Genomic DNA, 24,569 nt, shown 5'->3' on the forward strand with positions numbered 1-24,569 from the left:
CACCGGCTGGACGCGGCCCATCCCAGCCAGGGCCAGGGCGGTGGTCGGGGCCGCGCCAGTCAGGCCCGCGCCCTTCATGCCGCCAGCCGGGACCAGGGCCGCCGGACGGCGGGCCGAAGGCACGGCGCGGTGGCGGTGGTGGCGGCGGGGGCGCATAACGCGCCCAGCGGCTGCGCTCATGGTACCAGGGGCGGTTGCGGTAATAGGAATCCCAGTAGCTGCCGATCGTGAAGCCGATGATCGGCAGGCCGATGGCCGGGCCGATGCTCATGACGGGCTCCCGCCGCTCATGATAGGGCGCCTGCAGATAGGCGCCGGCCACCCAGCCACGGTCCCGCCCGATGGTCACGTCGCACCAGCCATAGCCTTCCAGGCAGCCCAGCACATCCACCTGCACGCCCGGCTCCAGCTGGGCGACCACGGGATATTCGGTGCCGGGGCCCGCCCGCATGTTCAGGCCAGTGGTGACGAAGGCGGGCGCCGCCTGCGCCAGGGCCGGCGCCAGCAATGCGGCTGAAAGGGCCAACCCGGCCAGCAGGCCGCGCGATGTTCCAGAACGGTCTGGCATGGCGATCCTCCTTTTCCTGCCCCTGTTAACGCCAGGAATGGCGCGCCTTTGCGGCGAGGAGGGGGCCGAAAAACGCCATCGCCCGGCCAACCTTGCGGCTGGCCGGGCGATGGAGGCCCGGATCGCGGTGCGGCTGGCGCCTTACTTCGGCGCCAGCACCATGATCATCTGGCGGTTTTCCAGGCGCGGCATCTGCTCGACCTTGGCCAGCTCGGCCAGCTCGGTCCGCACCCGCTCCAGCACCTTGGCGCCGAGATCCTGGTGGGCCATCTCACGGCCGCGGAAGCGCAGGGTGACCTTCACCTTGTCGCCCTCCTCCAGGAAGCCCTTGGCCGCGCGCATCTTCACGTCGTAGTCGTGGTCATCAATGTTCGGGCGAACCTTGATTTCCTTGATCTCGACGATCTTCTGCTTCTTGCGGGCCTCGTTGGCCTTCTTCTGCTGCTCGTACTTGTACTTGCCGTAGTCCGTGATCTTGCAGACCGGCGGGACAGCGTTGGGGCTGATCTCCAGCAGGTCCATGCCGACGTCATAGGCGCGCAGCAAGGCTTCCCGGGAGCTCATCACGCCGATCATCTCGCCATCCTGATCGATCAGACGCACCTGCGGGACGCGGATATCTTCGTTCACCCGCGGTCCGTCGCGGGGGGGAAGCTGGTTCGGTAGAGGGCCTCGGGCCAGAGTCGGCTCCTGTCACTGTGGGAACGAAATTTGGGGCATAGTTATGGTGCAGTCCTTAAGCGACTGCAACCTCAACCGGCCTTAGATCGGGTGCGGAAGCTTCCGCCGCAAGGGCTTCGACCGCCTCGGCCAGCGTCATCGTGACCTGCTCGCGGCCCGGCAGGCGGCGCAGCACCACCTTGCCTTCCTCGGCCTCCCGCCGGCCGATCACGGCCAGCACGGGCACCCGCTGCTCGATATGGTCGACCACCTTGCGGTTGATCTTCTCATTGCGCAGGTCCAGCTCGACCGAGAGGCCGGCCTTGCGGAAGGCGGCGGCCACCTCCTTGGCGAAGGGCGCGGCCTCGTCGACGATGGTCGCCACCGCCACCTGCACCGGCGCCAGCCAGAGCGGGAAGCGCCCGGCATGTTCCTCGATCAGGATGCCCAGGAAGCGCTCGAAGGAGCCCAGGATGGCGCGGTGGAGCATCACGGGGCGGTGGCGGTTGCCGTCCTCGCCCACATAGACGGCGTCCAGCCGCTCCGGCAGCACGAAGTCCACCTGCAGGGTGCCGCACTGCCAGTCGCGGCCGATGGCGTCCCGCAGCACGAATTCCAGCTTGGGGCCGTAGAAGGCGCCCTCCCCCGGGTTCAGCTCGTACTCCACGCCGGCGATGCGGCAGGCTTCCTTCAGCGCGCCCTCGGAGCGGTCCCAGGTCGCGTCGTCGCCCGCCCGCTTCTCGGGACGGTCGGAGAACTTCACGCGGAAGTCGCTGAAGCCGAAATCCTTGTAGATCTGCGACAGCAGCGCCACGAACTCGACCGTCTCGGCCGCGATCTGCTCCTCGGTGCAGAAGATATGCGCGTCGTCCTGCGTGAAGGCGCGGACGCGCATGATGCCGTGCAGGGCACCGGAGGGCTCGTAACGATGGCAGGCACCGAACTCGGCCATCCGCATCGGCAATTCGCGGTACGAACGCAGGCCATGATTAAAAATCTGCACGTGGCAGGGGCAGTTCATGGGCTTCAGCGCCAGGATGCGGTCCTTCTCCGACTCGTCATCGACGGTCGCGAGGAACATGTTCTCCCGGTACTTCTCCCAGTGGCCCGAGGCCTCCCACAGCTTGCGGTCCAGCAGCTGCGGGGTCTTCACCTCCTGGTAGCCGCCGGCATCCAGGCGGCGGCGCATGTAGTCCTGCACCGTGGTGTAGAGGCGCCAGCCCTTGGGGTGCCAGAAGATGGAGCCCGCCGCTTCCTCCTGCAGGTGGAAGAGGCCCATCTCCTTGCCGATGCGGCGGTGATCGCGGCGCTCCGCCTCCTCCAGTTGGTGGAGATAGGCGTCCAGCTCCTTCCCGTCCCGCCAGGCGGTGCCGTAGATGCGGCTCAGCATGGCGTTGCGGTGGTCGCCGCGCCAATAGGCGCCCGCCACCTTCATCAGCTTGAAGGCGCCGCCGATATCGCCGGTGGAGCGCATATGCGGGCCACGGCAAAGGTCCAGCCACTCGCCCTGGCGGTAGATCGAGATGGTCTCGCTGTCCGGCAGGTCGCGGATCAGCTCGGCCTTGTAGCGCTCGCCCTTGTTCTCGAAGAAGGCGATGGCCTGCTCGCGCGGCCATTCCTCCCGCACGAAGCCGGCATTGCGCGCGATGATCTCGCGCATCTTGCCCTCGATCTTCGGCAGGTCGTCCGGGGTGAAGGGCTCATTGCGCGCGAAGTCGTAATAGAAGCCGTTCTCGATGGACGGGCCGATCGTCACCTGGGTGCCGGGGAACAGCTCCTGCACCGCCTCCGCCAGCACATGGGCGGCGTCGTGCCGGATCATCTCCAGCGCCTCGGGGTCCTTGCGGGTGATGAAGCGGACCTGGGCGTCGCCCTCGATATTGGCCGAGAGGTCGCGCAGCTTGCCGTCCACCTGCATGGCCAGCGCGGCCTTGGCCAGGCCGGGGCCGATGCTGGCGGCCACGGTCGTGCCCGTCACAGTCCCGTCGAACTGGCGGACGGACTGGTCAGGCAGCGTGATCGCAGGCATCGGTATGCACTTCCGTTTCAACGGAGGGATGGGGGCGCGGACCATGCGGGCCACGGCCCGCGCCGTCAACGGATAAAGGGTGATGGAAGCCTTGACGCAGCCGGGTGGCAGGGGCGCCCCCGGCCGCGTCGGGCCTCAGGCCACCAGGGCCAGCGGGGCCGGCATCTGGCTGCGCACCAGCTCGGCGAAGGTGCCGCCGCGGTGGACCAGGCTGTCGAAATCGCCGCGCTCCACCACCCTGCCGGATTCGAAGACCAGGATCTCATCCGCCTCGCGGATGGTGGAAAGCCGGTGGGCGATGATGAAGGTGGTGCGCCCGGCCATCAGGGCCTTCAGCGCTTTCTGCACCCGCGCCTCGGTGGCGGCGTCCAGCGCGCTGGTGGCCTCGTCCAGGATCAGGATGGGCGGGTTCTTCAGCAGGGCGCGGGCGATCGCCAGCCGCTGCTTCTGCCCGCCGGAAAGCGCCACGCCACGCTCGCCCACCGGAGTGTCGTAGCCCTGGGGCTGGCGCAGAATGAAGTCATGCGCCTCGGCCATGCGGCAGGCCTGCTCGATCTCCTCCTGCGTCGCCTCGGGGCGGCCGACCAGCAGGTTCTCCCGGATGCTGCGGTTGAAGAGCAGGTTGTCCTGGAACACCACGCCGATGTTCTGCCGCAGGCTCTCCAGCGTCATGTCGCGCAGGTCCAGGCCATCGATGGTGATGCGCCCCGCGCTGGGGTCCCACAGCCGCTGCAGCAGCGCCATGGCCGTGCTCTTGCCCGCGCCGGTATGCCCCACCAGCGCGATGCTGCGGCCGGCCTCGGCCGTGAAGCTGACGGCGGCGATGGCAGGATGGGCATTGGGATAGGAGAAGCCCACATCCTCGAAGCGCACCTCGCCCCGCACCCGCCCCATGGCGAGGGCCTGGGGCCGGTCCGGCACCGTGCTCTCGGTGTCGATCACGGCGAACAGCTCCTCCAGCGCCGGCTTCTGCAGCACCAGCCGCGCCACGAAGCCCACCAGCCCCTCCAGCCGGCCGATCAGCAGCAGGGCGAAGCCCATGAAGGAGACGATCTCGCCCAGGCTGGCCAGCCCCCGGCCGTTCAGCCAGGCGCCCAGCGCGAAGATGGCCATGACGCAGAGCGTGCTGGCCGAGCGTGTCATGATGGACAGGGCCGCCCACCAGTTCAGCACCGGCATCTGCCGCTCCAGCACCTGCCGGACAATGCCGCCGAAGAGCCTCGATTCCGCCTGCAGCCGGGCGAAGGACTGCACCACCAGGATATTGGAGAGCGCATCCTGCGCATTGCCGGCCAGGCGGGAATGCAGCTCCTCCACCTCCGCCTGCCGCTCATGCGTGCGGGAGATGACAAAGCCGGCGACAGTGCAGAACAGCACCACCAGCCCCACCAGCAGCAGGCCCAGGCGCCAGTTCAGCACCAGGCTCATCGGCAGGAGGATGCCGACGGCCAGGGCCGTGACCAGATGGTCCCGGAAGAAGGAAAGCCAGAGGCCGGAAAGGCTGTCCGCCCCCACCTGCATCACCTTCATCAGGCGGCCGGACTGGGTATCGCCATGGAAGGCGGGCGGCATGGCCAGAACATGCTGGTAGTAGCGCTGCATCACCGCCAGCCGGTTGCGGTGCGCCATGCGGTCCGACAGCAGGGCGATGGCGGCATTGCAGCCGATGCCGGCCAGGCCGGCGGCGCCCCAGACCAGCAGCACCCCCAGCGTGGATTGGCCCGAGCCGCGGGAGAGCAGGTCGATGACCCGCCCGAAGAGCACCGGCTCCAGGAATTGCAGGGCGGCGCAGGCCAGGGCGAGCAGCGCCAGGCCCGATGCCACGGCGCGGTCCGGCTTCAGCAGCCCCAGCGCCCGCGCGTAGACCTTGAAGAAACCCATGATTGCTTCCGTGATCCCCCGCAACCGGCCAAGGCCCGGCCTTACCTTGCGTTACGCCCTTGCATGGAAGCACGGCGTTGCGGCAGGAACAGGGCAACCGGACTGCAGGACGAAGGCGGGACAGACCTTCGGGGTTTCCGGAGTCCAAGGAGATATTCATGACGAAGCTGCACCGCCGCGCCGTCCTCGGCGCCGCCGGCCTCCTCCCCCTCGCCGCCATTCCGGGGCTCGCACGGGCCCAGGCGCAGTGGCCGACCCGACCCGTGCGCTTCATTGTGCCCTTCGCCCCGGCCGGCACCACCGACATCGCCGCGCGCATCCTGGCGGAACAGCTCCAGCATCGCCTGGGCCAGCCCTTCCCGATCGAGAACCGCGCCGGCGCCGGCGGCAATATCGGCAGCGACGTGGTCGCGAAGGCCGATCCGGATGGCTACAGCATCCTGATGCAGACGGTCTCCTCCGGCGCCATCAACTACGCGCTCTATGCCGGGCAGATCGGCTACAAGCCTTCCGACCTCGCCAATGTCGGGCTGCTGATCAAGGTGCCCAACGTCATCTTCGTGAACCCGAACCTGCCGGTGAAGAACCTGCGGGAGCTGGTGGCCCTGGCGAAATCCAAGCCCGGCCAGCTCAACCACGGCTCCTCCGGCGCCGGCACCTCGCTGCACATGGCGGGGGAGCTGCTGAAGCTGGAAGCCGGCATCGACATGACCCACGTGCCCTACAAGGGCGCCGGGCCGATGCTGGCGGAGGTGATGGCCGGGCGCATCGAGGTGGCCGTGGACAACCTGCCTTCCGCCATCGGCCATATCCGCGACGGGCGGCTGAAGGCGCTGGCGGTGACCACCACGACGCGCAGCGCCGCCCTGCCGGACGTGCCCACCACGGCCGAGGAAGGCCTGCCCGGCGTCGAGGCCACCGGCTGGTTCGGCGTGCAGGCGCCGAAGCGCACGCCCAAGCCCATCGTGGACAAGCTGGGCGCCACCATCAACGAGGTGGTGCAGGACAAGGATGTCTGGGCGCGGCTGGCCGATCTGGGCGGCATGAAGCCCGGCCTGACCCCCGATGGCGGCACCAGCCCCGAGGCCTTCGAGGCCTTCGTGGATGCCGAGGTCAAGAAATGGGCCGAGGTGGTGCGCCGCTCCGGCGCCAAGGTCGACGGCTGAGGCAGAAGGCGGGCACCGCCGGGGAAAACCCGGCGGCGCCCAGTGGCGTCAGGTCCGCCAGTCGATCTTGTCGCCCTCGATCAGGCGCAGCGCGGTGGGCCAGGACCATTCGAAATGGGCCAGCTTGGCCTCGTTCTCCTCGGGCGTGCTGCCGTTGAACTGGGCGGCGGTCTTCAGCCGCACTTCCTCGGGCGGCAGCACCAGCTCGGCGCCGCCGGCCAGGGCGGCCACCTGCGCCTGGCAGGCGCGCTCCAGGTAATAGATCATGTTGAAGGCCTCGGGGATGGTGCGCCCCGTGACCAGCAGCCCGTGGTTGCGCAGGATCATCGCCTTGTGGCTTCCGATATCCGCCACCAGCCGCTCCCGTTCATCGAGGTCGAGCGCGATGCCCTCGTAGCCATGGTAGGCGAGGTGGCCGTAGAACTTCAGCGCGTGCTGGCTGATCGGCAGCAGCCCGTGCTTCTGGGCCGAGACGGCGATGCCGGCGGCGGTATGGGTATGCACCACGCAGAAGGCATCCTCCCGCGCCATGTGCAGCGCGGAGTGGATGGTGAAGCCGGCGGCATTGACCGGCTTCGATTCCGGCTCGTCCTCCACCACATTGCCATTGAGGTCGATCTTCACGAGGTCGGAGGCCCGCATCTCGTGGAAGAGCACGCCATACTTGTTGATCAGGAAGTGGTGCTCGGGCCCCGGCACGCGGGCGCTGATATGGGTATAGATGAAATCCGTCATCCGGTGATGCGCCACCAGCCGGTAGAGCGCGGCGAGGTCGCAGCGGATGCGCCACTCCTCCTCGGAGCAGTTGATCCGGGCGGGCGGGGTGGCGATGTTCATCGGCGCTGATCCTTCTTCGCGGCCGCGGAATGACAGACCCCGCACCGCCTGGCGTCAATCGGAAAATAACCTGACGGCATCAGCCCCCATGCCCAGGGAACTACCCAGGCGCCACGGCCCGGCACCGCATGGCCGGGAGCCGCAGGCGCAGTCGGCGGAACAGCCGCGCCGCCTTCTCAGGCGGCATCCTCCTCCACCGGCACGGCGGCGCTGGCGGACCAGCCCAGGCGCACCGGCAGGCCCTCGGCTGGGGCGAAGGGGGCATTCCAGGCCGGCAGGTTGACGCGCAGCGGGCCGAGATCGGCCGTCGCCACCACCAGCGCGAAGCCGGAGCCGAGGTAGGACCAGCTTTCCACCACGCCGGGCACCACATTCTCCGCGCCCTGCCCTTCCGGCAGCAGCGCCACCTTCTCCGGGCGCAGGGAGAGCAGCACGCGCGTGCCGGCGGCGGGCCAGGCGGCGGCGGCCACCTTCAGCAGCGTGCCACCGGCGCGGAGCGCGAAGCCTTCCGCCCCGCCGCCCTCCGCCGCGCCCGCCAGGAAGTTGGACTTGCCCAGGAAATCGGCCACGAAGCGGGTGCGCGGCGCCTCATAGAGCTGCGCCGGGCTGCCCTGCTGCACCAGCTTGCCATGGTTCAGGATGGCGATGCGGTCGGAAAGGCTCAGCGCCTCTTCCTGGTCATGGGTGACATTGACGAAGGTGCGGCCGACGCGGCGGTGCAGCGCCTTCAGCTCCTCCTGCAATTCCGCCCGCAGCTTTTTGTCGAGGGCGGAAAGCGGCTCGTCCAGCAACAGCAGGGCGGGGTCGAAGACCAGGGCGCGGGCCAGGGCCACGCGCTGCTGCTGGCCGCCGGAAAGCTGGCTGGGCTTACGCTCGGCGAAGCGGGTGAGCTGCACCAGGTCCAGCGCCGCCGCCACGCGGCTGGCCTGCTCCGGCTTCGGGATGTGGCGGACACGCAGGGGAAAGGCGACATTCTCCGCCACCGTCAGGTGCGGGAACAGCGCATAGCCCTGGAAGACCATGCCGAAGTCGCGCTTCTCCGGCGGCAGGGCGGTGATGTCGCGGCCATCCAGCAGCACCTGCCCGGCGCTGGGCTGCACGAAGCCAGCGATTGTCATCAGCAGCGTCGTCTTGCCGGAGCCGGAAGGGCCGAGCAGGGTCAGGAACTCGCCCTTCCCCACCTCGATATTCACCTCCTCGACCGCCGTGAAGCTGCCGTAGTGCTTGGTGATGCCGCGCAGCTCCAGCGCATGGCCGGAAGCCGGGGCGGGCACCGCCGCCACGGTGCCAGGACGCGCGGGCGCCGCCGTGCTCATGCGCGGTAATCCGGCTGCTCGCGGTCCATCTTGCGCTTCAGGGCCTGCCAGGGCAGCCAGCCCTTGGTGGGGCTGTCCTTGGCCTGCTGCCGCACCCGCGCCACCATCTCGGCCGGCGGCAGGGCCAGCGGCGCGCCGGTGGATTGCGCCGCGACCTGAATGCGGCAGGACATCTCCAGGTAATACATCCAGTAGAAGGCCTCGGCGACGGTGCGGCCGGTGGTCAGCAGCCCGTGGTTGCGCAGGATCAGGCAGGGCTTGTCGCCCATGTCGCGCACCAGCCGTTCCCGCTCATCCAGGTTGTCGTCGGCGGCGATGCCTTCGTATTCATGGATGGCGACGCGGTCGGTGAGCTCCATGTTCATCTGGTTCAGCGGCAGCAGCCCGCATTGCGTCGCCGCCACCGTCATGCCCGCCAGGGTATGGGTGTGCATCACGCATTGCGCCCGCTCGCTGCCCAGGTGCAGGGCGGAATGGATCACGAAGCCCGCGGGGTTCACCGGCCAGGAGGTTTCCTGCGCCGGCTGCCCCTCGGCATCCACCAGCACCAGGGAGGAGGCGGTGATCTCCTCGAACATCAGCCCGTAGGGGTTCACCAGGAAGCGGTGGCCCTCCCCCGGCACGCGGACGGAGAGATGGGTATAGACCAGGTCCGTCATGCCGAAATGGGCGAAGAGGCGATAGGCGCAGGCCAGGTCCTCGCGCAGTTCCCGCTCCGTGGGGACACGGGTGGGGTCGGGGCGCACAGGCGGGGCGGGCGGCGGGTTCAGCATGATCAGTAGCCCCTTTCCGGGTCGTAAACATTGGGCAGCGGCAGCCCGGCTTCCTGGGCCGCGATGGCCTGCGCGACATAGGCCGCCCGGTCCTGCCGCGTCGCCTGGGAGGCGACATGCGGCGTCACCGTCACCTTGGGATGCGTCCAGAGCGGGCTTTCCGGCGGCAGCGGCTCGGTGGCGAAGACATCCATGACGGCGCCGGAGAGATGGCCGGAATCCAGTGCCGCAATCAGGTCCGGCTCCACCACATGCTGGCCGCGCCCGGCAGAGACCAGGCCGGCACCGGCTGGCAGCCGGGCCAGCAGGGCGGCATCGATCAGCCCGGTCGTCTCGGGGGTCGAGGGCAGCAGGGAGACCAGGATATCCGTGCCGGCGAGAAATTCCGGCAGTTCCTCGGCCCCGGCGAAGCTCCGCACGCCAGGGATGTCCTTGCGGCCGCGGGACCAGCCCCGCACGGTGAAGTTCAGCCCCTGCAGCATCCGCGCGGCGGCCTGGCCCAGATTGCCCAGCCCCATGATGCCGATGGTGCGCTGGCGGGCCGAGAAGGGCGATTCCCTGTTGGCCCAGCACCGCTCCGCCTGCGCCAGGGCGAAGACGCGGGTCTCGCGCAGCAGCGTCAGGCAGGCCCAGGCGATGTATTCGCCCATGCGCTGCGCCGTTTCCTCGCCGCCCATGCGGATCAGCGGCAGGTGGCGCGGCCAGTCCGGCACGCAGGTGATGTGGTCCACCCCGGCGGCGGAGGAAAACACCGCCCGCAGCCCGGACATGGCGGGAAAACGGCCGGCCTCGGGCTCCCAGACCATCACGTAGCGGACATCGGCGGGGTCGACGGAAGGGTCCGCCCAGGAGCGGACCTCGATGCGGGGATCGGCCTTGCGGAAGCAGGCCTGCCACTCGGCGACCGCCTTCTCGCCGCCGGACTTCACCAGGAGCAACACTTGGGCGCGGCTTCTTTCAGCAACAGGGATGCCCGCGGAAGGCAGGCTGGAGCGCCAGACTGCCCAGGAGAGCCGGGCGGGTAAAGTCCTGCAAAAAAGACAAAATGCCTGTGCAGGCCGCATTTCCGGGGCTTGGTGGCGGCCCTGCGGTCATTCTGCGCAAGGCAGCGGCAATTCGCTCCCTTGCCAGCGGCGCGGCAGGGCGCGAGGCTGGCGCCTCATCTCCCGTGACAGGTCCGCATGAGCATTCCTTCCTCCCTGCGTGCTCCTGATTTCAAGGCGGCGCCCTACTGGTGGGATGCGGCCGAGCCGCCGAGGCGAGACGCCACCCTGCCCGCCCATGTGGCGGTGGCAGTGGTGGGCGGCGGTTATGCCGGGCTTTCGGCGGCGCTGACGCTGCGGCGGCTGGGGCATGAGGTGGTGGTGCTGGATGCCGAGCGGATCGGCTGGGGTGCTTCCTCCCGCAATGGCGGCATGGTCTCCGGCGGGCTGAAGCTGGCGGGCGCGGATCTGGCGAAGCGGCATGGGGCGGCAAAGGCGCAGGCCATCCTGGAGACCGCCGCCGCTTCCTTCCCCTTCGTCGAGGAACTGATCGCGCGGGAAGGGATCGACTGCGACTATCGGCGCAGCGGCCGCTTCAATCCGGCCTGGACCCCGGCGCATTACCAGGCCATGGCGGCGCGGGCGGAGAAGCTGGCGGCCCTGACCGGCCACCCCACGCGTATGGTGCCGCGCGAGCGGCAGCGGGAGGCACTGGGCAGCGACCACTACCATGGCGGCATGATCGCCGATGGCGCCGGCAGCCTGCACCCGGGCAAGTATGCCCGCGGCCTGGCCGAGGCGGCCGAGCGTGCCGGCGCGCGGCTGGTGGACGGGGTGCGCGTCTCCGGCATCCGGCAGCAAGGCAGCGGCTTCCGCCTGGCGACCGACAAGGGAGAAATGGCAGCCGATGCCGTGCTGGTGGCCACAAATGGCTATTCGCGCGGGCCGGGCGGCGGCAGCGCGGGCGGCGCCATGCCCTGGCTGGCGAAGCGCCTGCTGCCCATTGCCTCCTATATCATCGCGACGGAACCGCTGGAGCCAGGGCTGATCGACCGCCTCTTCCCTCACCGCCGGGTGGTGGGGGACAGCCGCCGGGTGCTGAACTATTTCCGCGCCAGCCCCGATGGCAACCGCGTTGTCTGGGGCGGCCGTGCCAGCTTCCGCGATGCCAGCGACGAGGAGGCCGCCCCCACCCTGCACCGCATGATGACCGAGGTCTTCCCCGAGTTGAAGCGAACCCGCATCACCCATGCCTGGAGCGGCAATGTGGCCTTCACCTTTGATTTCCTGCCACATATCGGCGTGCAAGACGGGGTGCATTACGCTGCCGGCTGCCAGGGCTCGGGCGTCGCCATGGCAAGCTGGCTCGGGCATAATGCGGCGCTGAAGCTCGCTGGTGCCGCGAATCGTGATTTCGCCTTGGATAGCCTGAACTTCCCGACCATGCCCTTCTACGACGGCACGCCCTGGTTCCTGCCGCTGGTGGGCGGCTGGTACCGCCTGCGGGACCGGATGGACCGCCTGGGGGCGTGAGGTCCACGCCCTAGGCAGGCCGGGGGCACTGCGTTAAGAGCGAATTCATGGAAAGTTCCACGGCCAGGAGACAGGCACTGGCATCGCCGCTCAGGCCCCGGCTGTCGGAGGCTTCCTCCTGTTGAGCAGCCCCTCCCATTTTCTGCCCAGCCTCGGACAAGACATTCGATGACCCTGATCTCCTTCGCGCAGAATGGTGAGGATGTCGTTCTCTGGCGGGCGCTGGGGCATGTGGAGAACGGCTTCTACATCGATGTCGGCGCCTGCGACCCCAACGAGCTTTCCGTCACCCGCCTCTTCTATGACCGTGGCTGGAGCGGCATCAATGTCGAGCCTTCCAAGGAATTCTACGACCGCTGCGTGGCGGAACGGCCGCGCGACCTGAACCTGAATGTCGCCGTGGCGGCACGGGCCGGCATCATGCGGTTCTTGAACGTACCCGGCACCGGCCTTTCCACCACGTTGGAAGACGTCGCCGCCAGCGCGTCTGAGCGCGGCTGGAACGTGGAGGCCCGGACTGTCCCTGCCCTGACCTTGGCCAATATCTGCGAGAGCACCAAGGTCGAGGAGATCCATTTCCTCAAGATCGATGTCGAGGGCGGTGAGCGGGCGGTGCTGGAAGGAGCAGACTTCCAGCGCTTCCGCCCTTGGGTGCTGGTGATCGAGGCAACACGGCCCTTGAGCACCGAGCGGAACGACCATCTCTGGCGCGACCTGGTGCTGAATGCAGGTTATGAACAAGCCTTCTTCGACGGCGTGAATCTGTATTTCGTCGCGGCGGAGCGGCGCGAACTGATCGAGAAGCTGGCCATTCCACCAAACGCCTTGGACGACTTCAAGCCCATCGCCCAGCACCGCGCCGAGACGGAGGCCGCCGAGCGAGCCGCCGCGCTGGAACAGCTGACTGCGCGCTTGGCTGCCGAGGAGCAGATGACCGCGGCGCTGCGGAGCCAGCTGGACGAGGCGAACAACTCCGCTCAGCAGGCCGCGGCCACAGCCAGCGCACGGCTAGAGGTGGCGCAGCGCGCCCTGGCCAATGCAGAAAGGCAGACCAGGGTGCTGGAACAGATTCAACAGGTCGTCGCGCAGGATATAGGGTCTGGCCACCCACTTTCCAGCGATCTTCCTGGAGCGCTGCGATCCCACCTAGCCAAGAAGAACTATCAGCTGTCGCTGTTGCGCAGCCAGCACAGCGAAGCGGTGCAGCACCGGGACAGCCTGCTTGCCAGCACGTCCTGGCGGGTGACTGGCCCGCTCCGCAAAACCCGCACCGCCATAAATGTGCTGAAGAGTGAGCCCCGGCACTTCCTACCGCTCCTGGTCAAGAATTTGCGCCGGGAGCAAATCAGGACGCTTCTGCCAGGCCTGACGCCGCATCTATCAGGGCCTCAGGAGGCGAATTCCATGTTGCCTGCCAATTACGACGAGTTGTCCCACCGCGACAAGCTGGTGGTGCTGCTGCGCACGGACACCATGCGCCAGCGGCAATTGATCAGCGGCACCTAAATTCCAAGAACACTGATCCTGCCCTCAAAGAAATCGATCCCGAGGAACAACGACGCTATGCGGATTGCGATTGATATGCAGGGGGCGCTGACGGTCGGCTCCCGGCCTCGGGGAATCGGTCGCTATACCACTCAGCTTGTCAACGCGTTGGTGGACCTGCGCGGTGACCGTGACCTGCGCCTCCTCTTGAATTCCAACCACACCGCCGCGGCCCAGGAAGTGGCCGAGGAATACGGCAAGCGCCTGCCAAAAGGCGCCGTGTCCCACTACCGGGTGCCGCGCACGGAAAGCTATGACCAGCCGCCAAGCGCCCCGAAGCGCAAACTCGGCGACGCCATCGTGCGCCGCCATGTGGCTGGCCTGGCGCCGGACGTCCTGCTGGCCACCAGCCTGTTCGAGCTGGGGCCGGGTGACTTCAGCCCTCCGGATCTGTCTTCCTACCCGGCACGGCTGACCTGCGCCGTCGTGTACGACCTGATCCCGCTGGTCTTCCCGGACCTTTATCTGAGCTCGCCCCTCACCTCAGGCACCTATCGCGCCACGGCCGCCTCCCTGAACAAGGTGGACCTGCTGTTGGCGATCTCGGAATCCGCCAGGCAGGATGCGATCCGGCTGCTCGGTGTCGATCCGGACAGGATCGTGAATATCTCGGGCGCCACGGATGACCGCTTCCGCCCTTTGCAGATCACGGATGCGAGGCGGAACGCGCTGCAGCAGCAGGCCGGCGTAACCCGACCCTTCATCATGTATGTGAGTGGCGCGGATCAGCGGAAGAACCTCAAGGGCGCGGTGACTCTCTTCGCATCCTTGCCGGCCGAGTCGCGGCGGTCATATCAGCTCCTGCTCGTGACGATGCTGTCGGCGGAAGACATCGCCGAGTTCAAGGCCTATGCGGCGTCCCTGGGCGTCGAGCCGGACGGGCTCGTCATCGTTGGCGGCATCAATGATGACCTGCTGGTCGAGTTGCTCAATACCTGCGCCCTATTCATCTTCCCGTCCCTCTACGAAGGGTTCGGGCTTCCGATCCTGGAAGCCATGCAATGCGGCGCACCCGTTCTGGCGGCGGATAATTCCAGCATCCCGGAGATTGTTGACCGGGAGGATCTGAGGTTCGATCCCGGCAACATCGAAGCGGCGGCGGCGAAGTTGGAACGCCTGCTGCGGGATGAAGCGCTGCGCCGCGACGTATCGGCCTGGGGCGTCGAGCGGGCGAAGCGGTTCACCTGGCAGAATTCCGCCCGGCGGGCACTAGACGCCATGGACGAGCATCTGGCGCGGCGGAACGCGCCGCATGTCCTGCCCTGTCAGATGCTGGACCTGGATGCCGCCCGGGCGGAACTTGCCGAGACACTGGCTGCTGAGCCGGAAATGGATGACCAGATCGGCGACATCGTGGATGACCTGCTGTTTAGCGTGCCGCAATTCCAGGAAGCGGCCAGCCGGCGCCTCCTGATCGACACCACCATCACGCAGCAGATCGACGCCTGGACCGGCATCCAGCGCGTGGTCCGCCAAGTGACGGCGGCGTTCTACGAGAAGCCGCCCAGCCCGGATATCATCCCAGTCGCGGTGCGGCTGGAGCCGGCCGCCATCCATTCGGTGCCCGATTTCACAGGCGCGACGCTAGGACGCCTTCCCGTCGGCCGCCCCTACCCGATCGAGTTGCGGGCGGGGGATGACCTGTTCATGCTCGACTCCAATTGGGAAGCCTATGTGCAATTCGAGCCGTTGTTCCAGGACGTGGAGCGCAAGGGTGGGCGGATCATCACCTGTATCTATGACCTGATCCCGGAGCTTTATCCCCAGGTCTGCAGCGAGGGGATGCCTGCCGCACACACCCGTTGGCTGGAAACAGCCATATGGCGGAGCCACGGGCTGATCTGCATATCCCGCGCAGTGGCGGATGAACTGATCACCTATATCCAGTCGCGCCGACTGCCCCACCGGCCCGGGCTTCATATCGGCTGGTTCCACTGCGGCTCAGACATTCTGCGCGGCAGCGCCAACCGGGCGCCGCAGGAGCCGGTGCTGCGCGCCTTCAATCGCCAGCATCCGGTCTTTGTCTCGGTCGGCACGATCGAACCGCGCAAGGATCAGGCCCTTGCCTTGAAAGCGTTTGAGCTTCTCTGGTCCCGCGGCGTTGATGCGTCGCTCTGCCTGATCGGCAAACATGGCTGGAAGGTCGAGGAATTCACCGACCGGCTCCGCAGCCACAAGGAATTCGGCAAGCGCCTGCACTGGTTCTTCGATGCCAAGGATGTCGATGTGGTACATGCCTATCATCATGCCGAGGCGGTGCTCTGCACCTCCATGGCCGAAGGCTTCGGTCTGCCGCTGGCTGAAGCCGCACGCATGGGCAAGCCGGTCATCTGCAGCGACATCCCGGTCTTCCGGGAAGTGGGCGGCCAAGGTGCGGTGTATTTCCCCGTGGGCGATGCGGCTGCCTTGGCCAGCACGTTGGAAGACTGGATTGCCGGCAAGCTAAAGGCAGATCCTGCCCTGGTTTCCCGCAGTTCCTGGGCCGATGCGGCTGAGCGGATCGGCCAGGTGCTCTATCATGGGGATTGGTACCAGATCCTGGACTGACAGGCAGGCGCTGGTGGTTCCGTCAGCCTTTTGCCAACGCGACTCACCAGCAAAACTTCCACGCCCCGCCCGTCCTCACGTCACCAGCGAATAGATCATCCGCACCGCCGTGATGGCCAGGAAGACCGCAAAGGCGCGCTTCAGCATCAGCGGCGGGATGGTGTGCGCCAGGTGCACGCCCCAGGGCGTCGCCAGGATCGAGCTGGGCACGATCAGCGCGAAGCCGATCAGGTTGACATAGCCGATCGAGAAGGGCGGCAGGTCATGCACGCCCCAGCCGCCATAGATGAAGCCCGCCGTCGCCGGGATGGAGATGATCAGCCCGAAGACCGAGGCGGTCGCCACCGCCGAGCGGATCGGCGTGCCGAACATCGACAGGATAGGCACGCCCACCGTGCCGCCGCCGATGCCCATCATGGCGGAGACTGCGCCAATGAAGCCGCCGATGCCCCAGAGCCCCGGCCCGCGCGGCGTGACATCGCGGATTTTGAAGTCCACGCCCGTGAAGCCCATGTTCAGCGCCACCAGCAGCGCGATAACGGCGAAGACAGCGGAAAGCGCCGCGCCATGCAGCCAGATGGCGGCCACGGTGCCCAGCGCCACGCCGATGATCATGGAAGGCCAGATCGCCCGCAGCAGCGCGCCATCGATGGCGCCCTTGGCCTGGTGCTTGCGCGCCGAGACGATAGAGGTCGGGATGATGGTGGCCAGGCTGGTGCCCACCGCCAGCTTCATCTGCACGGCCTCGGGAATGCCGAAAAGCGGCAGCACGTTGAACAGCACGGGCACGATGACGATGCCCCCGCCCACGCCCAGCAGCCCCGCGAGCGTGCCGGAGACGAGCCCGGTGAAGGCCATGGCGGCGGCGAGCGCCACCAGCCAGACAGGATCGGAGAGATGTTGCATGCGGTGGGGTAGGCCTTGGCGATACGGTTTCAGGAGTGCAACCTCGGCATCACACGACACCTCCGGTTCCGCAAGCCCGTGCCCATCATCACAGACCCGTGGTTCTACCTGCTGGCGGTGCCGGCGCTGCTGATCACCGGCATCAGCAAGGGTGGCTTCGCCTCGGGTGGCGGCAACCTGGCGGTGCCGGCCATGGCGCTGCTGGTGCCGGCGCCACAGGCCGCCGCCATCACCCTGCCGGTGCTCTGCGCCATGGATATCGCCGGGCTGCGCGCCTGGTGGGGGCGCTGGAGCGGGCGGGAGATGCGCGCCATCCTGCCGGGCGGGCTGCTGGGCATCCTGCTGGGTGCCTTCGCCTTCGGCTTCATGAGCAACAATGGCACCAAGCTGATGGTGGGCGCCATCAGCCTGGCCTTCATCGCGCGCGGCATCTGGGTGGCGCGGCACGGGCCGCCGGAGCCCGCGCCGCCCAATGCCATCAAGGGCGGCTTCTGGGGCATGGTCTCGGGCTTCACCTCAACGCTCGCACATGCGGGTGGGCCTCCGATCGCCATGTATCTCTACCCGCTGCGGCTGCCGCGGGCGCAGCTTGCCGCCACCACCGTGGTCTTCTTCGGGGTGGTCAATTACGTGAAGCTGGTGCCCTATGCGGCGCTGGGGCAATTGAGCGCCACCAACCTGCTCACCAGCCTTGTGCTGCTGCCGCTGGCGCCAATCGGCGTGCGGCTAGGCATCTGGCTGCAGGGGCGCGTCAGCGACAAGGTATTCTATCGGGTGATCTATGTGCTTCTCGGCGTCACGGGCGCCAAGCTGGTGATGGAAGGGCTGGGGCTGTGAGCGACAGGATTCTCGGGGTGCTCGGCGGCATGGGGCCGCTGGCCAGCGCGCAATTCATGCTGCGCCTGACGCTGCTGACCCCCGCCAAGCGCGACCAGGACCATATCCCCGCCGTGCTCTGGTCCGACCCGCGCGTGCCGGACCGCAGCGCCGCCCGCCTGTCCGGCGGCGAGGACCCGCTGCCCTGGCTGGCGCGCGGCGTGGCCGGGCTGAAGGCCGCCGGGGCGGGCGCCATCGCCATCCCCTGCAACACCGCCCATGGCTGGTACGACGAACTGCGCGCCGGCACCGACCTGCCCATCCTGCATATCGTGGACGCGGCGGCGGAGGACCTGGCGCGGCAGGGCATCCGCTCCGGCCGCATCGGCGTCATGGGCACGGCGGGCACGCTGGCCATGCGGCTCTACCAGCCGCGGCTGGAGGCGCTGGGCTACGAGGTCATCGTGCCGGAGCCGGCTGAGATGGCGGCCCTGGTCACCCCCGGCATCGCACTGGTGAAATCCAACCAGGTGGCCGATGCCTATGCGCCACTGGCCGAGGCCGCCGGCAACCTGCGCGCGCGCGGCGCCGCCGCCGTGGTGCTGGGCTGCACGGAAATCCCGCTCGGCATCCTGGCCGGGCCATACGCCAAAATCGGCCTGCCGCTGGTGGATACCATCGACGCCCTGGCGCTGGCCTCCATCCGCTGGGCGCGGGGGTAGCGCGCCTTGCGCATCCCGGACCTCGATCTCGACCTGCTCCGCTGTTTTGTTCAGGTGGCGGAGCGGGGCGGGTTCACGCCGGGGGCGCTGGCGCTGGGGCTGACGCAATCGGCCGTCAGCCTGAAGGTGAAGCGGCTGGAGGACCTTGTCGGCCGCCGGGTCTTCGAGCGCACCAGCCGCTCCGTCGCCCTGACGCGGGATGGCGAGACGCTGCTGGCCTATGCCCGCCGCATGCTGGCCCTGAACGACGAGGCGGTGCGCCGGCTGGTGGCGCCGCCCGTGACGGGCCGGTTGCGCCTGGGCGTGGCCGACCATTTCGTGCCGCGCAACCTGGCGCCCATCCTGGCCCGCTTCGCGCGGGACTTTCCCGATGTGCGGCTGGAAGTGGAGGTCGGCCGCAGCCACGAGCTGCGCGCGGCGCAGGAACGCGGCGCGCTGGACCTGGTGCTGGGCAAGCGGCGGGATGGCGAGACCACCGGCAGCATCCTCTGGACCGAGCCCATCGTCTGGGTCGCCGCCCCCGGCTGGGTGGCACCGGAAGGCCGCCCCCTGCCGCTCGCCATGCTGCCCCAGGGCTGCATGTTCCGCGACCGCGCCCTGGCCGCCCTGGCGCGGGCCGGCATGGGCTTCGAGGTCGTCTATACCTCCGCCAGCCTGCTGGGCGTGGCGGCGGCGGCGCAGGCTGGCCTTGCCGCCACCGTCATGGGCCGCTCCGGCCTGCCGCCGGGGCTGCGGGAGACGGATGGCCTGCCGCCGCTGGGCGTAGCCGAGATGGCGGTCTTCGGCGATGCCGCCGGGCGGACACAGCTTGTTGCACCGCTGGTGGCCCTGATCCGCGATAGCCTGGAGCAGAACTGAGGAGGAGCTTCAGGCATGGTCCTGCGGATGGCTTGGATCGCCGGCGCGGCGATGCTGGCGGTGGCGTCGCCCGCCTTGGCCCAGAACCCGGCGCAACGCCCCTGGGCGGGGAACTACCGCTACGAATGGGATGGCGGGCGCACCGCCGGCGGCAGCGGCATCGCCGTGACCTATGACCTCCGCATCGGCCGTGGCCCGACCGATTGCGCCCTAAACATCACCGGCTTCCAGAATGACGAGCACATCCTGTGTGAGGTCGCCACCAATGGCGAGAACCTCTGGGTCCGCTTCCGTTCCTATGCCGATGGCAAGCTGGCCAATAAATACGGCACCGCCGTCTACCGCCCGGGCCAGGACCTGTTCCGGCTGCGGCGCCAGGGCACAGCGCCGCCCGTGACGGAATGGCAGGCCCTGAACCCGGAGGAACGCCGGACTCCCCCGGCCCTGCGCTTCCGCAAGGCCTGACCAGTCCAGGGCGCCGGAAGGTCGCCGCCGGCCTACCAGCCGTTCACGCGGTCCCAGATGGCCACGACTTCCCGCCCGCCATCGACGACATGGTAGCGGTCATAGGCGGCCGCCGTCAGGCAGGCATGGTTAGGCGCCACCCGCACGCGGGCACCCGCCGGCAGGCGGGCGAGATCCAGCCCGCCATCCTGCCGCTTCACCTCGCCATGCTCCTGATGCGTGCGCACCACCAGCGCTTCCCCGAAGCTTGCCCGGCCATCGAGGTCCAGCATCAGGCCGAAGCCGTAATCCTTCGGCGCCGCCTGGGTGCTGCGGTCCTTGGAGAGCGCCAGGGCACCGGAATCCAGCAGCACGGCCTCACGCTCCGGCTTGCGGCCGATGACGCTGGCCAGCACCGTCAGCGCGATGGCCTCCGGCGCATGCGTGCCGATCTGCATCTGGAAGAGGTCGCCGAACATATAGACGCCGGCACGGACTTCGGTGATGCCCTCCATGCTGGCGCCATGAAGCGCGGTGGGGGAAGAGCCCAGCGAAACGATGCCGACCTTGTGCCCCGCCTCGCGCAGCCGCTCCGCCGCGCGCACCACGCCGGCACGCTCAACCTCCGCGATGCGGGCCATCTCCTCATCGGAGCGGCCGGCATAGGAATGGCCGGCATGGGTCAGCACGCCGGCGAGGCGAGCGCCCAGGGTAGCGGCCAGCGCCAGCAGCGCCCCGGACTCCGGCGCCACGCCACCGCGCCCCTCCCCCACATCCACTTCCACCAGCGCGGAGAGCGGACCGGGATGGGCGGCGATGGCGGCGGCGGCCTCCGCATCGTCCACGATTACCTTGATCTCCGCGCCCTGGGCGTTCAGCGCCGCCACGGCATCCAGCTTGGCGGGGGCGATGCCCACGGCATAGATCTGGTCCTTGTAGCCGCCATCGAAGAAATACCGCGCCTCGGCCAGGGTGGAGACGGTGATGGGGCCATGGTCCGGCGCCGCCAGCGCCGCGACATCCAGGCTCTTGGCTGTCTTCATATGCGGGCGCAGCCGCACGCCGGGGTGGCGCGCCACCGCTGCCGCCATGCCGGCGAGATTGGCGCGAAGGATGCCAAGGTCCAGCACCAGGGAGGGGGTGGGCAGGTCGTCGAGCGTGGTCATCGGGGGGTCCAGCGGGTCTCGGGGTCCAGCGGCAGCACGGGACGCGGCAGCTTCTTCCATTCGAAGCGGTCCAGCACGGGGGAGGTCAGGCCAGGCACATCGACTTCCACGATGCGCTGGGCCGAGAAGAATTCATCGAAGCCGCCGCGGAAATGCCCACGCGACTTCACCACCACCACCCTCGCCGCACCGATATCGAGGCCCAGATGCTCCAGGAATGCCGGGTCGGCGCATTGCGTGCGGCGGCTGACCACCACCACCACGATGCCGCCGATGCGCAGCGCCGCCGTGGGGCCGAGGTCGATGGCAGTATTGGCGAAGATGCCGCGCCGGCCTGTGACCTTGCCATCCGACAGTACCTCCACCCGCGCCTCTGCGGTGAAGGGCTTGCTGAAGCCGCCGGGCATATCGCGGTTGAAACGCGCGGTGAATTTGGCGCCGCCGCCCAGCGCATGCGCTTCCGCCGCCAGCGCGGGGTCGTGGATGATGCCGAAGATGGCGTCCTGCACGCCCGCCTTATGGAAGGCTTCCAGGATATACATGGTATTGCCGCGCCCGCCGCCGCCGGGATTATCGGCGACATCGGCGAAGCAGAGCGGCACCTCGCTGGTCAGCGCCCGCTCCACCGCTTCCCGCAGCGAGGTCAGCTTCGCCACGAAGCGCGCGCGGCGTTCCCAGGCGGCTTTGGCGAGTTCATCGGCCAGGGCCTCGCAGGCGGCGCGGTCCGGCCCGGTGACGATGATGGCGAAGCCGTTGAAGGGGGTGTCGCCATAAGCAAAGCCCCCCATGACCGATACATTGGCGATCTTCTTCGGCCCCAGCGCATTGGCCTGCGCCTGGCCGAGATTGATCACCTCGGCATAGGGGCCTTCCGAGGTGAGCTGGCTGACGGTGGGTGCCACGATGGGCAGGCGGCGGAAGGCGCGGTGGAAGCGCTCCCCCGCCATCAGGCGGCGCAAGAGGGTCGCGCATTCCGCGCCGCGCTCCCGCATGTCCAGGTGCGGGTTGGTGCGGTAGCCGACAAAGGCATCGCAATCCCGCACCATGCCGTCCGAGACATTGGCATGCAGGTCATAGGAGCAGGCCAGGGGCACGCCCTGCCCCAGCACCTCGCGCACCAGGGCCTGCAAACTGCCCTCGGGGTCGTCCAACTCCGTGGTGAGGCCGGCGCCGTGCAGCACGCAATAGACGCCATCCACCTGCCCGCGCAGGGCTTCCAGGCCCCGGCGCCAGATCGCCATCATCTCGGCGAAGACCGGCTGTTCCACCGGCCCATTGGGCTCGGCCATGGTCAGCAGCACCGGGCGGGGCTGCCAGGGGCCGGCCTTGTCCATGGCCCGCACGAAGCCGGGCATTTCTCCCAGCGCGCTGGGGGCGCGGGCGCGGGCATCGGCCAGGATGGCATCGCCTTCCAGCCAGACGCGGAAATCCGCCCGCCCCGCCGCCGGCGCGAAGCGGTTGCACTCGATGGAGAAGCCGAGCAGCGCGACGCGGGGGCCGGCGGCGGCGCTCACAGCTTCATGCCCATCAGTTCCGCATGGCGCTGGGTGGATTTCAGGCCCGTGCCGGTCAGCACCAGCACGGTGGTCTCACTCTCGCGGATGGTGCCGGCGGCCAGCAGATGGCTGAAGGCCGCCGCCGCCTGGGCACAGGTCGGCTCCACATAGAAGCCCTGCCGCGCCAAGCCGCGCGTGGCCTCGGCGATCTCCCCTTCCTCCAGCAGCACGGCGCCGCCGCGGCTTTCGTGCAGCACATGCAGCAGTTCTGGTGTGCGGATCGGCTGGGCGATGGCGGTGCCTTCCGCGATGGTGGGGCGCACAGCCTCCGGCGGCTGGTTCAGGAAGGCGCGGGCCACGGGGCCGCAATTTGCCGGCTGCGCCGCGAAGATGCGCGGCATGCGGGAAATCTGCCCCGCCCGCAGCAATTCGCCGAAGCCGATGCCGCAGCCCAGCACGTTGGAACCGGCGCCGCAGGGCACGATGACATTGTCCGGCGCGCGGAAGCCCAGGTCTTCCCACAGTTCATAGGCCAGAGTCTTGGTGCCATGCAGGAAGAAGGGGTGCCAGTTGTGGCTGGCATAGAAGATGCGCCCGGCCTGGGCCAGGGCCGCATCGGCGCAATCCTGCCGGCTGCCGGGGATCAGTTCTATTTGTGCCCCCGCCGCGCGGGACTGCACCGTCTTGGCCGGGCTGGTGGAATCCGGCACCAGGATTTTTGCTCGCATCCCGCCGGCGGCGGCATAGGTGGCGATGGCGGCGCCGCCATTGCCCGAGGAATCCTCCAGCACATGCTCGATCCCCTGCGCCCGCAGCAGGGAGAGCATGACCGAGGCCCCCCTGTCCTTGAAGGAGCCGCTGGGCATGAACCACTCGCATTTGAAATGCACCGGCGCCCCGGCCCAATGACTGGAGACCAGCGGCGTGCAGCCCTCCCCCAGGCTGATCGGCGCCTCGGGCAGGAAGGGCAGCGCGGCGCGGTAGCGCCAGAGCGAGCGCTCCCCCTGCACGATATCCTCCCGCCCTATGCCGGGCAGGTCGGTCAGCAGCAGGGGCTGCCCATCCGGGCCGCACCAGCGCGGGGTTGCGAGAGGCCAGGTCTGGCCGGTGCGGGGGTCGAGATAGGCAGGAGTGGTCATGGAGATATCACCGTGGCTTGCTCTTGCGCGCCCCGCAAGGTGTAGTGCGCCATGTCCCATATCGATTCGCCGGCCGCCGCGGTGGCCCGCCTTGCTGCCGACCTTGTCCGGATCGACAGCCGCAGCTTCGTCTCCAACAACCCCCTGGCCGACCGCATCGCGGCCGAGCTGGAAGGCTTCGAGCTGGAGCGGCTGGATTTCACCGACCCGCGCGGCGTCGCCAAATGCGTGCTGGTGGCCCATCGCGGCCCGCCGGGCGGCGTGGCGCTTTCCGGCCACATGGACACGGTGCCCGATACCGGCTGGGCGGATGACCCCTTCTCCGGCCGCATCGACGCCGACGGCGTGCTGCATGGCCTGGGCGCCGCCGACATGAAGGGGCCGTTGGCCGCCTGCATCATCGCCGCCCGCGGCCTGCCGGCGCATCTGCCCGCCACGCTGCTGATCACCACCGATGAGGAAACCACCAAGCAGGGCGCGCGGCTGATCGCGGACCGCTCCGCCCTGGCCCGCCGGGCGGCGCCGCGCGGCATCATCGTGGCCGAGCCGACCGGGATGGTGCCGGTGCGCGGCCACCGCAGCAACATCGACTTCATCGCGGTGGCGGAAGGGGTGCAGGCGCATTCCTCGCTGGGCATCGGGCGCAACGCCAACTGGGCGCTGATCCCCTTCCTGGCCGAGATGCGGGAGATCCAGCAGCGCCTGCGGGACGACGCCTCCTTGCACGACGATGCCTACTCGCCGCCCTTCTCCGACTTCAACCTGATCCTGGACAATCACGGCGCGGCGGTGAACGTGACGGTGCCGGTGGCCACAGCACGCATCAAGTTCCGCTACAGCAAGCGGATCGACCCCAGCCCGGTCGTGGCGGCGGTGCAGGCGGCGGCGGAGCGCGCGGGCGTGGCCCTGACTGTGGTGCGCCAGGGCCCGCCGCCCGAGACCCCGGCGGACCACCCCTTCATCCGCGCGGTGGAGGCGGCGACCGGCCACAGCGCGGAAACGCGCCCCTTCGGCACCGATGCCAGCGAACTGCAGGAGATCGCCCCCTGCGCCATTCTGGGGCCGGAGGTGATGGACACCGCCCACAGCCCGAAGGAACGCGCGCGGGTGGAATGGCTGGCGGCGGCGGTGCCGGTCTTCCAGCAGATCATGCGGGGGTGAAGCCCCGCCGGCCGGGGGCCGCC

The 24,569-nt window shown here is 68.7% G+C and carries 21 protein-coding genes; 9 read left to right on the top strand and 12 right to left on the bottom strand.

Going from position 1 to position 24,569, the window contains the following annotated elements; genetic code table 11:
• The 4 genes from IBL25_RS09610 to IBL25_RS09625 form a co-directional block, all read right to left on the bottom strand.
• The coding region (locus tag IBL25_RS09610) for an SH3 domain-containing protein (protein ID WP_187778333.1) at nt 1-568 on the bottom strand (568 nt) is incomplete at its 3' end.
• Between the two features lie 141 nt (nt 569-709).
• Nucleotides 710-1,249 (bottom strand): translation initiation factor IF-3, encoded by a 540-nt coding sequence (infC, locus tag IBL25_RS09615; RefSeq protein ID WP_187778361.1) that lies wholly within the window; start codon nt 1,247-1,249, stop codon nt 710-712.
• Between the two features lie 55 nt (nt 1,250-1,304).
• Nucleotides 1,305-3,257 (bottom strand): threonine--tRNA ligase, encoded by a 1,953-nt coding sequence (gene thrS / locus IBL25_RS09620; RefSeq protein ID WP_187778334.1) that lies wholly within the window; start codon nt 3,255-3,257, stop codon nt 1,305-1,307.
• Between the two features lie 135 nt (nt 3,258-3,392).
• A complete protein-coding gene (locus IBL25_RS09625; protein WP_187778335.1) occupies nt 3,393-5,138 on the bottom strand; it encodes a glucan ABC transporter ATP-binding protein/ permease in 1,746 nt (581 codons plus the stop codon).
• Between the two features lie 158 nt (nt 5,139-5,296).
• On the opposite strand from IBL25_RS09625, the gene IBL25_RS09630 reads away from it, so the two are divergent.
• Nucleotides 5,297-6,304 carry a Bug family tripartite tricarboxylate transporter substrate binding protein gene (locus IBL25_RS09630; protein ID WP_187778336.1) on the top strand — a complete coding sequence of 336 codons (1,008 nt, stop codon included), beginning with the start codon at nt 5,297-5,299 and terminating at the stop codon, nt 6,302-6,304.
• Nucleotides 6,305-6,352: 48 nt separating this feature from the next.
• Here IBL25_RS09630 and IBL25_RS09635 read toward each other — a convergent pair whose 3' ends face one another.
• From IBL25_RS09635 to IBL25_RS09650, 4 genes are all read right to left on the bottom strand, one after another.
• Complete coding sequence (locus IBL25_RS09635) at nt 6,353-7,141, bottom strand: class II aldolase/adducin family protein (protein WP_187778337.1); 789 nt, start codon at nt 7,139-7,141, stop codon at nt 6,353-6,355.
• 176 nt (nt 7,142-7,317) lie between these two features.
• A complete protein-coding gene (locus IBL25_RS09640) occupies nt 7,318-8,457 on the bottom strand; it encodes an ABC transporter ATP-binding protein (protein ID WP_187778338.1) in 1,140 nt (379 codons plus the stop codon).
• Nucleotides 8,454-9,230: a class II aldolase/adducin family protein gene (locus tag IBL25_RS09645; RefSeq protein WP_120638148.1), complete on the bottom strand. Its 777-nt coding sequence runs from the start codon at nt 9,228-9,230 to the stop codon at nt 8,454-8,456. Before IBL25_RS09645 ends, IBL25_RS09640 begins: the two co-directional genes overlap by 4 nt.
• Nucleotides 9,231-9,232: 2 nt before the next feature.
• Nucleotides 9,233-10,171 carry a 2-hydroxyacid dehydrogenase gene (locus IBL25_RS09650; RefSeq protein WP_367615588.1) on the bottom strand — a complete coding sequence of 313 codons (939 nt, stop codon included), beginning with the start codon at nt 10,169-10,171 and terminating at the stop codon, nt 9,233-9,235.
• Nucleotides 10,172-10,411: 240 nt separating this feature from the next.
• On the opposite strand from IBL25_RS09650, the gene IBL25_RS09655 reads away from it, so the two are divergent.
• The 3 genes from IBL25_RS09655 to IBL25_RS09665 all read left to right on the top strand — a co-directional run bounded on the left by IBL25_RS09655 (nt 10,412) and on the right by IBL25_RS09665 (nt 15,838).
• Nucleotides 10,412-11,746, top strand: coding sequence for an NAD(P)/FAD-dependent oxidoreductase (locus tag IBL25_RS09655; protein WP_187778340.1), 1,335 nt, complete (start codon nt 10,412-10,414; stop codon nt 11,744-11,746).
• Between the two features lie 231 nt (nt 11,747-11,977).
• A complete protein-coding gene (locus IBL25_RS09660; RefSeq protein ID WP_187778341.1) occupies nt 11,978-13,252 on the top strand; it encodes an FkbM family methyltransferase in 1,275 nt (424 codons plus the stop codon).
• 75 nt (nt 13,253-13,327) lie between these two features.
• Nucleotides 13,328-15,838 carry a glycosyltransferase family 4 protein gene (locus IBL25_RS09665; protein ID WP_187778342.1) on the top strand — a complete coding sequence of 837 codons (2,511 nt, stop codon included), beginning with the start codon at nt 13,328-13,330 and terminating at the stop codon, nt 15,836-15,838.
• A 75-nt stretch (nt 15,839-15,913) separates the two neighbouring features.
• On the opposite strand, the gene IBL25_RS09670 is transcribed toward IBL25_RS09665, so the two are convergent.
• Nucleotides 15,914-16,744 (bottom strand): sulfite exporter TauE/SafE family protein, encoded by an 831-nt coding sequence (locus IBL25_RS09670; protein WP_187778343.1) that lies wholly within the window; start codon nt 16,742-16,744, stop codon nt 15,914-15,916.
• A 78-nt stretch (nt 16,745-16,822) separates the two neighbouring features.
• Between IBL25_RS09670 and IBL25_RS09675 the strand changes: the two genes are divergently transcribed.
• From IBL25_RS09675 to IBL25_RS09690, 4 genes are read left to right on the top strand one after another with little or no spacing between them, the layout of a single operon-like run.
• Entirely contained in the window at nt 16,823-17,581 is a 759-nt protein-coding gene (locus tag IBL25_RS09675) for a sulfite exporter TauE/SafE family protein (RefSeq protein WP_187778344.1), read from the top strand.
• The gene (gene cuyB / locus IBL25_RS09680) at nt 17,578-18,282 is read left to right on the top strand and encodes a cysteate racemase (protein ID WP_187778345.1); all 705 of its coding nucleotides are present in this window, start codon (nt 17,578-17,580) and stop codon (nt 18,280-18,282) included. The genes IBL25_RS09675 and cuyB overlap by 4 nt, the downstream gene beginning before the upstream one ends.
• Before the next feature lie 6 nt (nt 18,283-18,288).
• Entirely contained in the window at nt 18,289-19,140 is an 852-nt protein-coding gene (locus tag IBL25_RS09685; protein WP_187778346.1) for a LysR family transcriptional regulator, read from the top strand.
• A 15-nt stretch (nt 19,141-19,155) separates the two neighbouring features.
• On the top strand, nt 19,156-19,605 hold the full coding sequence (locus IBL25_RS09690; RefSeq protein ID WP_187778347.1) for a DUF5991 domain-containing protein: 450 nt from the start codon (nt 19,156-19,158) through the stop codon (nt 19,603-19,605).
• A 32-nt stretch (nt 19,606-19,637) separates the two neighbouring features.
• Here IBL25_RS09690 and IBL25_RS09695 read toward each other — a convergent pair whose 3' ends face one another.
• From IBL25_RS09695 to IBL25_RS09705, 3 genes are read right to left on the bottom strand one after another with little or no spacing between them, the layout of a single operon-like run.
• Nucleotides 19,638-20,750 carry an alanine racemase gene (locus IBL25_RS09695; RefSeq protein ID WP_187778348.1) on the bottom strand — a complete coding sequence of 371 codons (1,113 nt, stop codon included), beginning with the start codon at nt 20,748-20,750 and terminating at the stop codon, nt 19,638-19,640.
• Nucleotides 20,747-22,264 (bottom strand): M81 family metallopeptidase, encoded by a 1,518-nt coding sequence (locus IBL25_RS09700; protein WP_187778349.1) that lies wholly within the window; start codon nt 22,262-22,264, stop codon nt 20,747-20,749. Before IBL25_RS09700 ends, IBL25_RS09695 begins: the two co-directional genes overlap by 4 nt.
• On the bottom strand, nt 22,261-23,385 hold the full coding sequence (locus IBL25_RS09705; protein WP_187778350.1) for a threonine synthase: 1,125 nt from the start codon (nt 23,383-23,385) through the stop codon (nt 22,261-22,263). The genes IBL25_RS09700 and IBL25_RS09705 overlap by 4 nt, the downstream gene beginning before the upstream one ends.
• A gap of 51 nt (nt 23,386-23,436) precedes the next feature.
• On the opposite strand from IBL25_RS09705, the gene IBL25_RS09710 reads away from it, so the two are divergent.
• Complete coding sequence (locus tag IBL25_RS09710; RefSeq protein ID WP_187778351.1) at nt 23,437-24,546, top strand: M20/M25/M40 family metallo-hydrolase; 1,110 nt, start codon at nt 23,437-23,439, stop codon at nt 24,544-24,546.
• The last annotated feature ends 23 nt before the right edge of the window (nt 24,547-24,569 follow it).

This window comes from Pseudoroseomonas ludipueritiae (genome assembly GCF_014490445.1).
In the GTDB taxonomy this organism is placed as follows: Bacteria; Pseudomonadota; Alphaproteobacteria; order Acetobacterales; family Acetobacteraceae; genus Pseudoroseomonas; species Pseudoroseomonas ludipueritiae.

Excerpts from the sequence above, each read along its gene's own strand:
- thrS (WP_187778334.1), bottom strand. The coding sequence starts at position 3,257 with ATGCCTGCGATCACGCTGCCTGACCAGTCCGTCCGCCAGTTCGACGGG.
- IBL25_RS09625 (WP_187778335.1), bottom strand. The coding sequence starts at position 5,138 with ATGGGTTTCTTCAAGGTCTACGCGCGGGCGCTGGGGCTGCTGAAGCCG.
- IBL25_RS09630 (WP_187778336.1), top strand. The coding sequence starts at position 5,297 with ATGACGAAGCTGCACCGCCGCGCCGTCCTCGGCGCCGCCGGCCTCCTC.
- IBL25_RS09635 (WP_187778337.1), bottom strand. The coding sequence starts at position 7,141 with ATGAACATCGCCACCCCGCCCGCCCGGATCAACTGCTCCGAGGAGGAG.
- IBL25_RS09640 (WP_187778338.1), bottom strand. The coding sequence starts at position 8,457 with ATGAGCACGGCGGCGCCCGCGCGTCCTGGCACCGTGGCGGCGGTGCCC.
- IBL25_RS09645 (WP_120638148.1), bottom strand. The coding sequence starts at position 9,230 with ATGCTGAACCCGCCGCCCGCCCCGCCTGTGCGCCCCGACCCCACCCGT.
- IBL25_RS09655 (WP_187778340.1), top strand. The coding sequence starts at position 10,412 with ATGAGCATTCCTTCCTCCCTGCGTGCTCCTGATTTCAAGGCGGCGCCC.
- IBL25_RS09665 (WP_187778342.1), top strand. The coding sequence starts at position 13,328 with ATGCAGGGGGCGCTGACGGTCGGCTCCCGGCCTCGGGGAATCGGTCGC.
- IBL25_RS09670 (WP_187778343.1), bottom strand. The coding sequence starts at position 16,744 with ATGCAACATCTCTCCGATCCTGTCTGGCTGGTGGCGCTCGCCGCCGCC.
- IBL25_RS09690 (WP_187778347.1), top strand. The coding sequence starts at position 19,156 with ATGGTCCTGCGGATGGCTTGGATCGCCGGCGCGGCGATGCTGGCGGTG.
- IBL25_RS09695 (WP_187778348.1), bottom strand. The coding sequence starts at position 20,750 with ATGACCACGCTCGACGACCTGCCCACCCCCTCCCTGGTGCTGGACCTT.
- IBL25_RS09705 (WP_187778350.1), bottom strand. The coding sequence starts at position 23,385 with ATGACCACTCCTGCCTATCTCGACCCCCGCACCGGCCAGACCTGGCCT.
- IBL25_RS09710 (WP_187778351.1), top strand. The coding sequence starts at position 23,437 with ATGTCCCATATCGATTCGCCGGCCGCCGCGGTGGCCCGCCTTGCTGCC.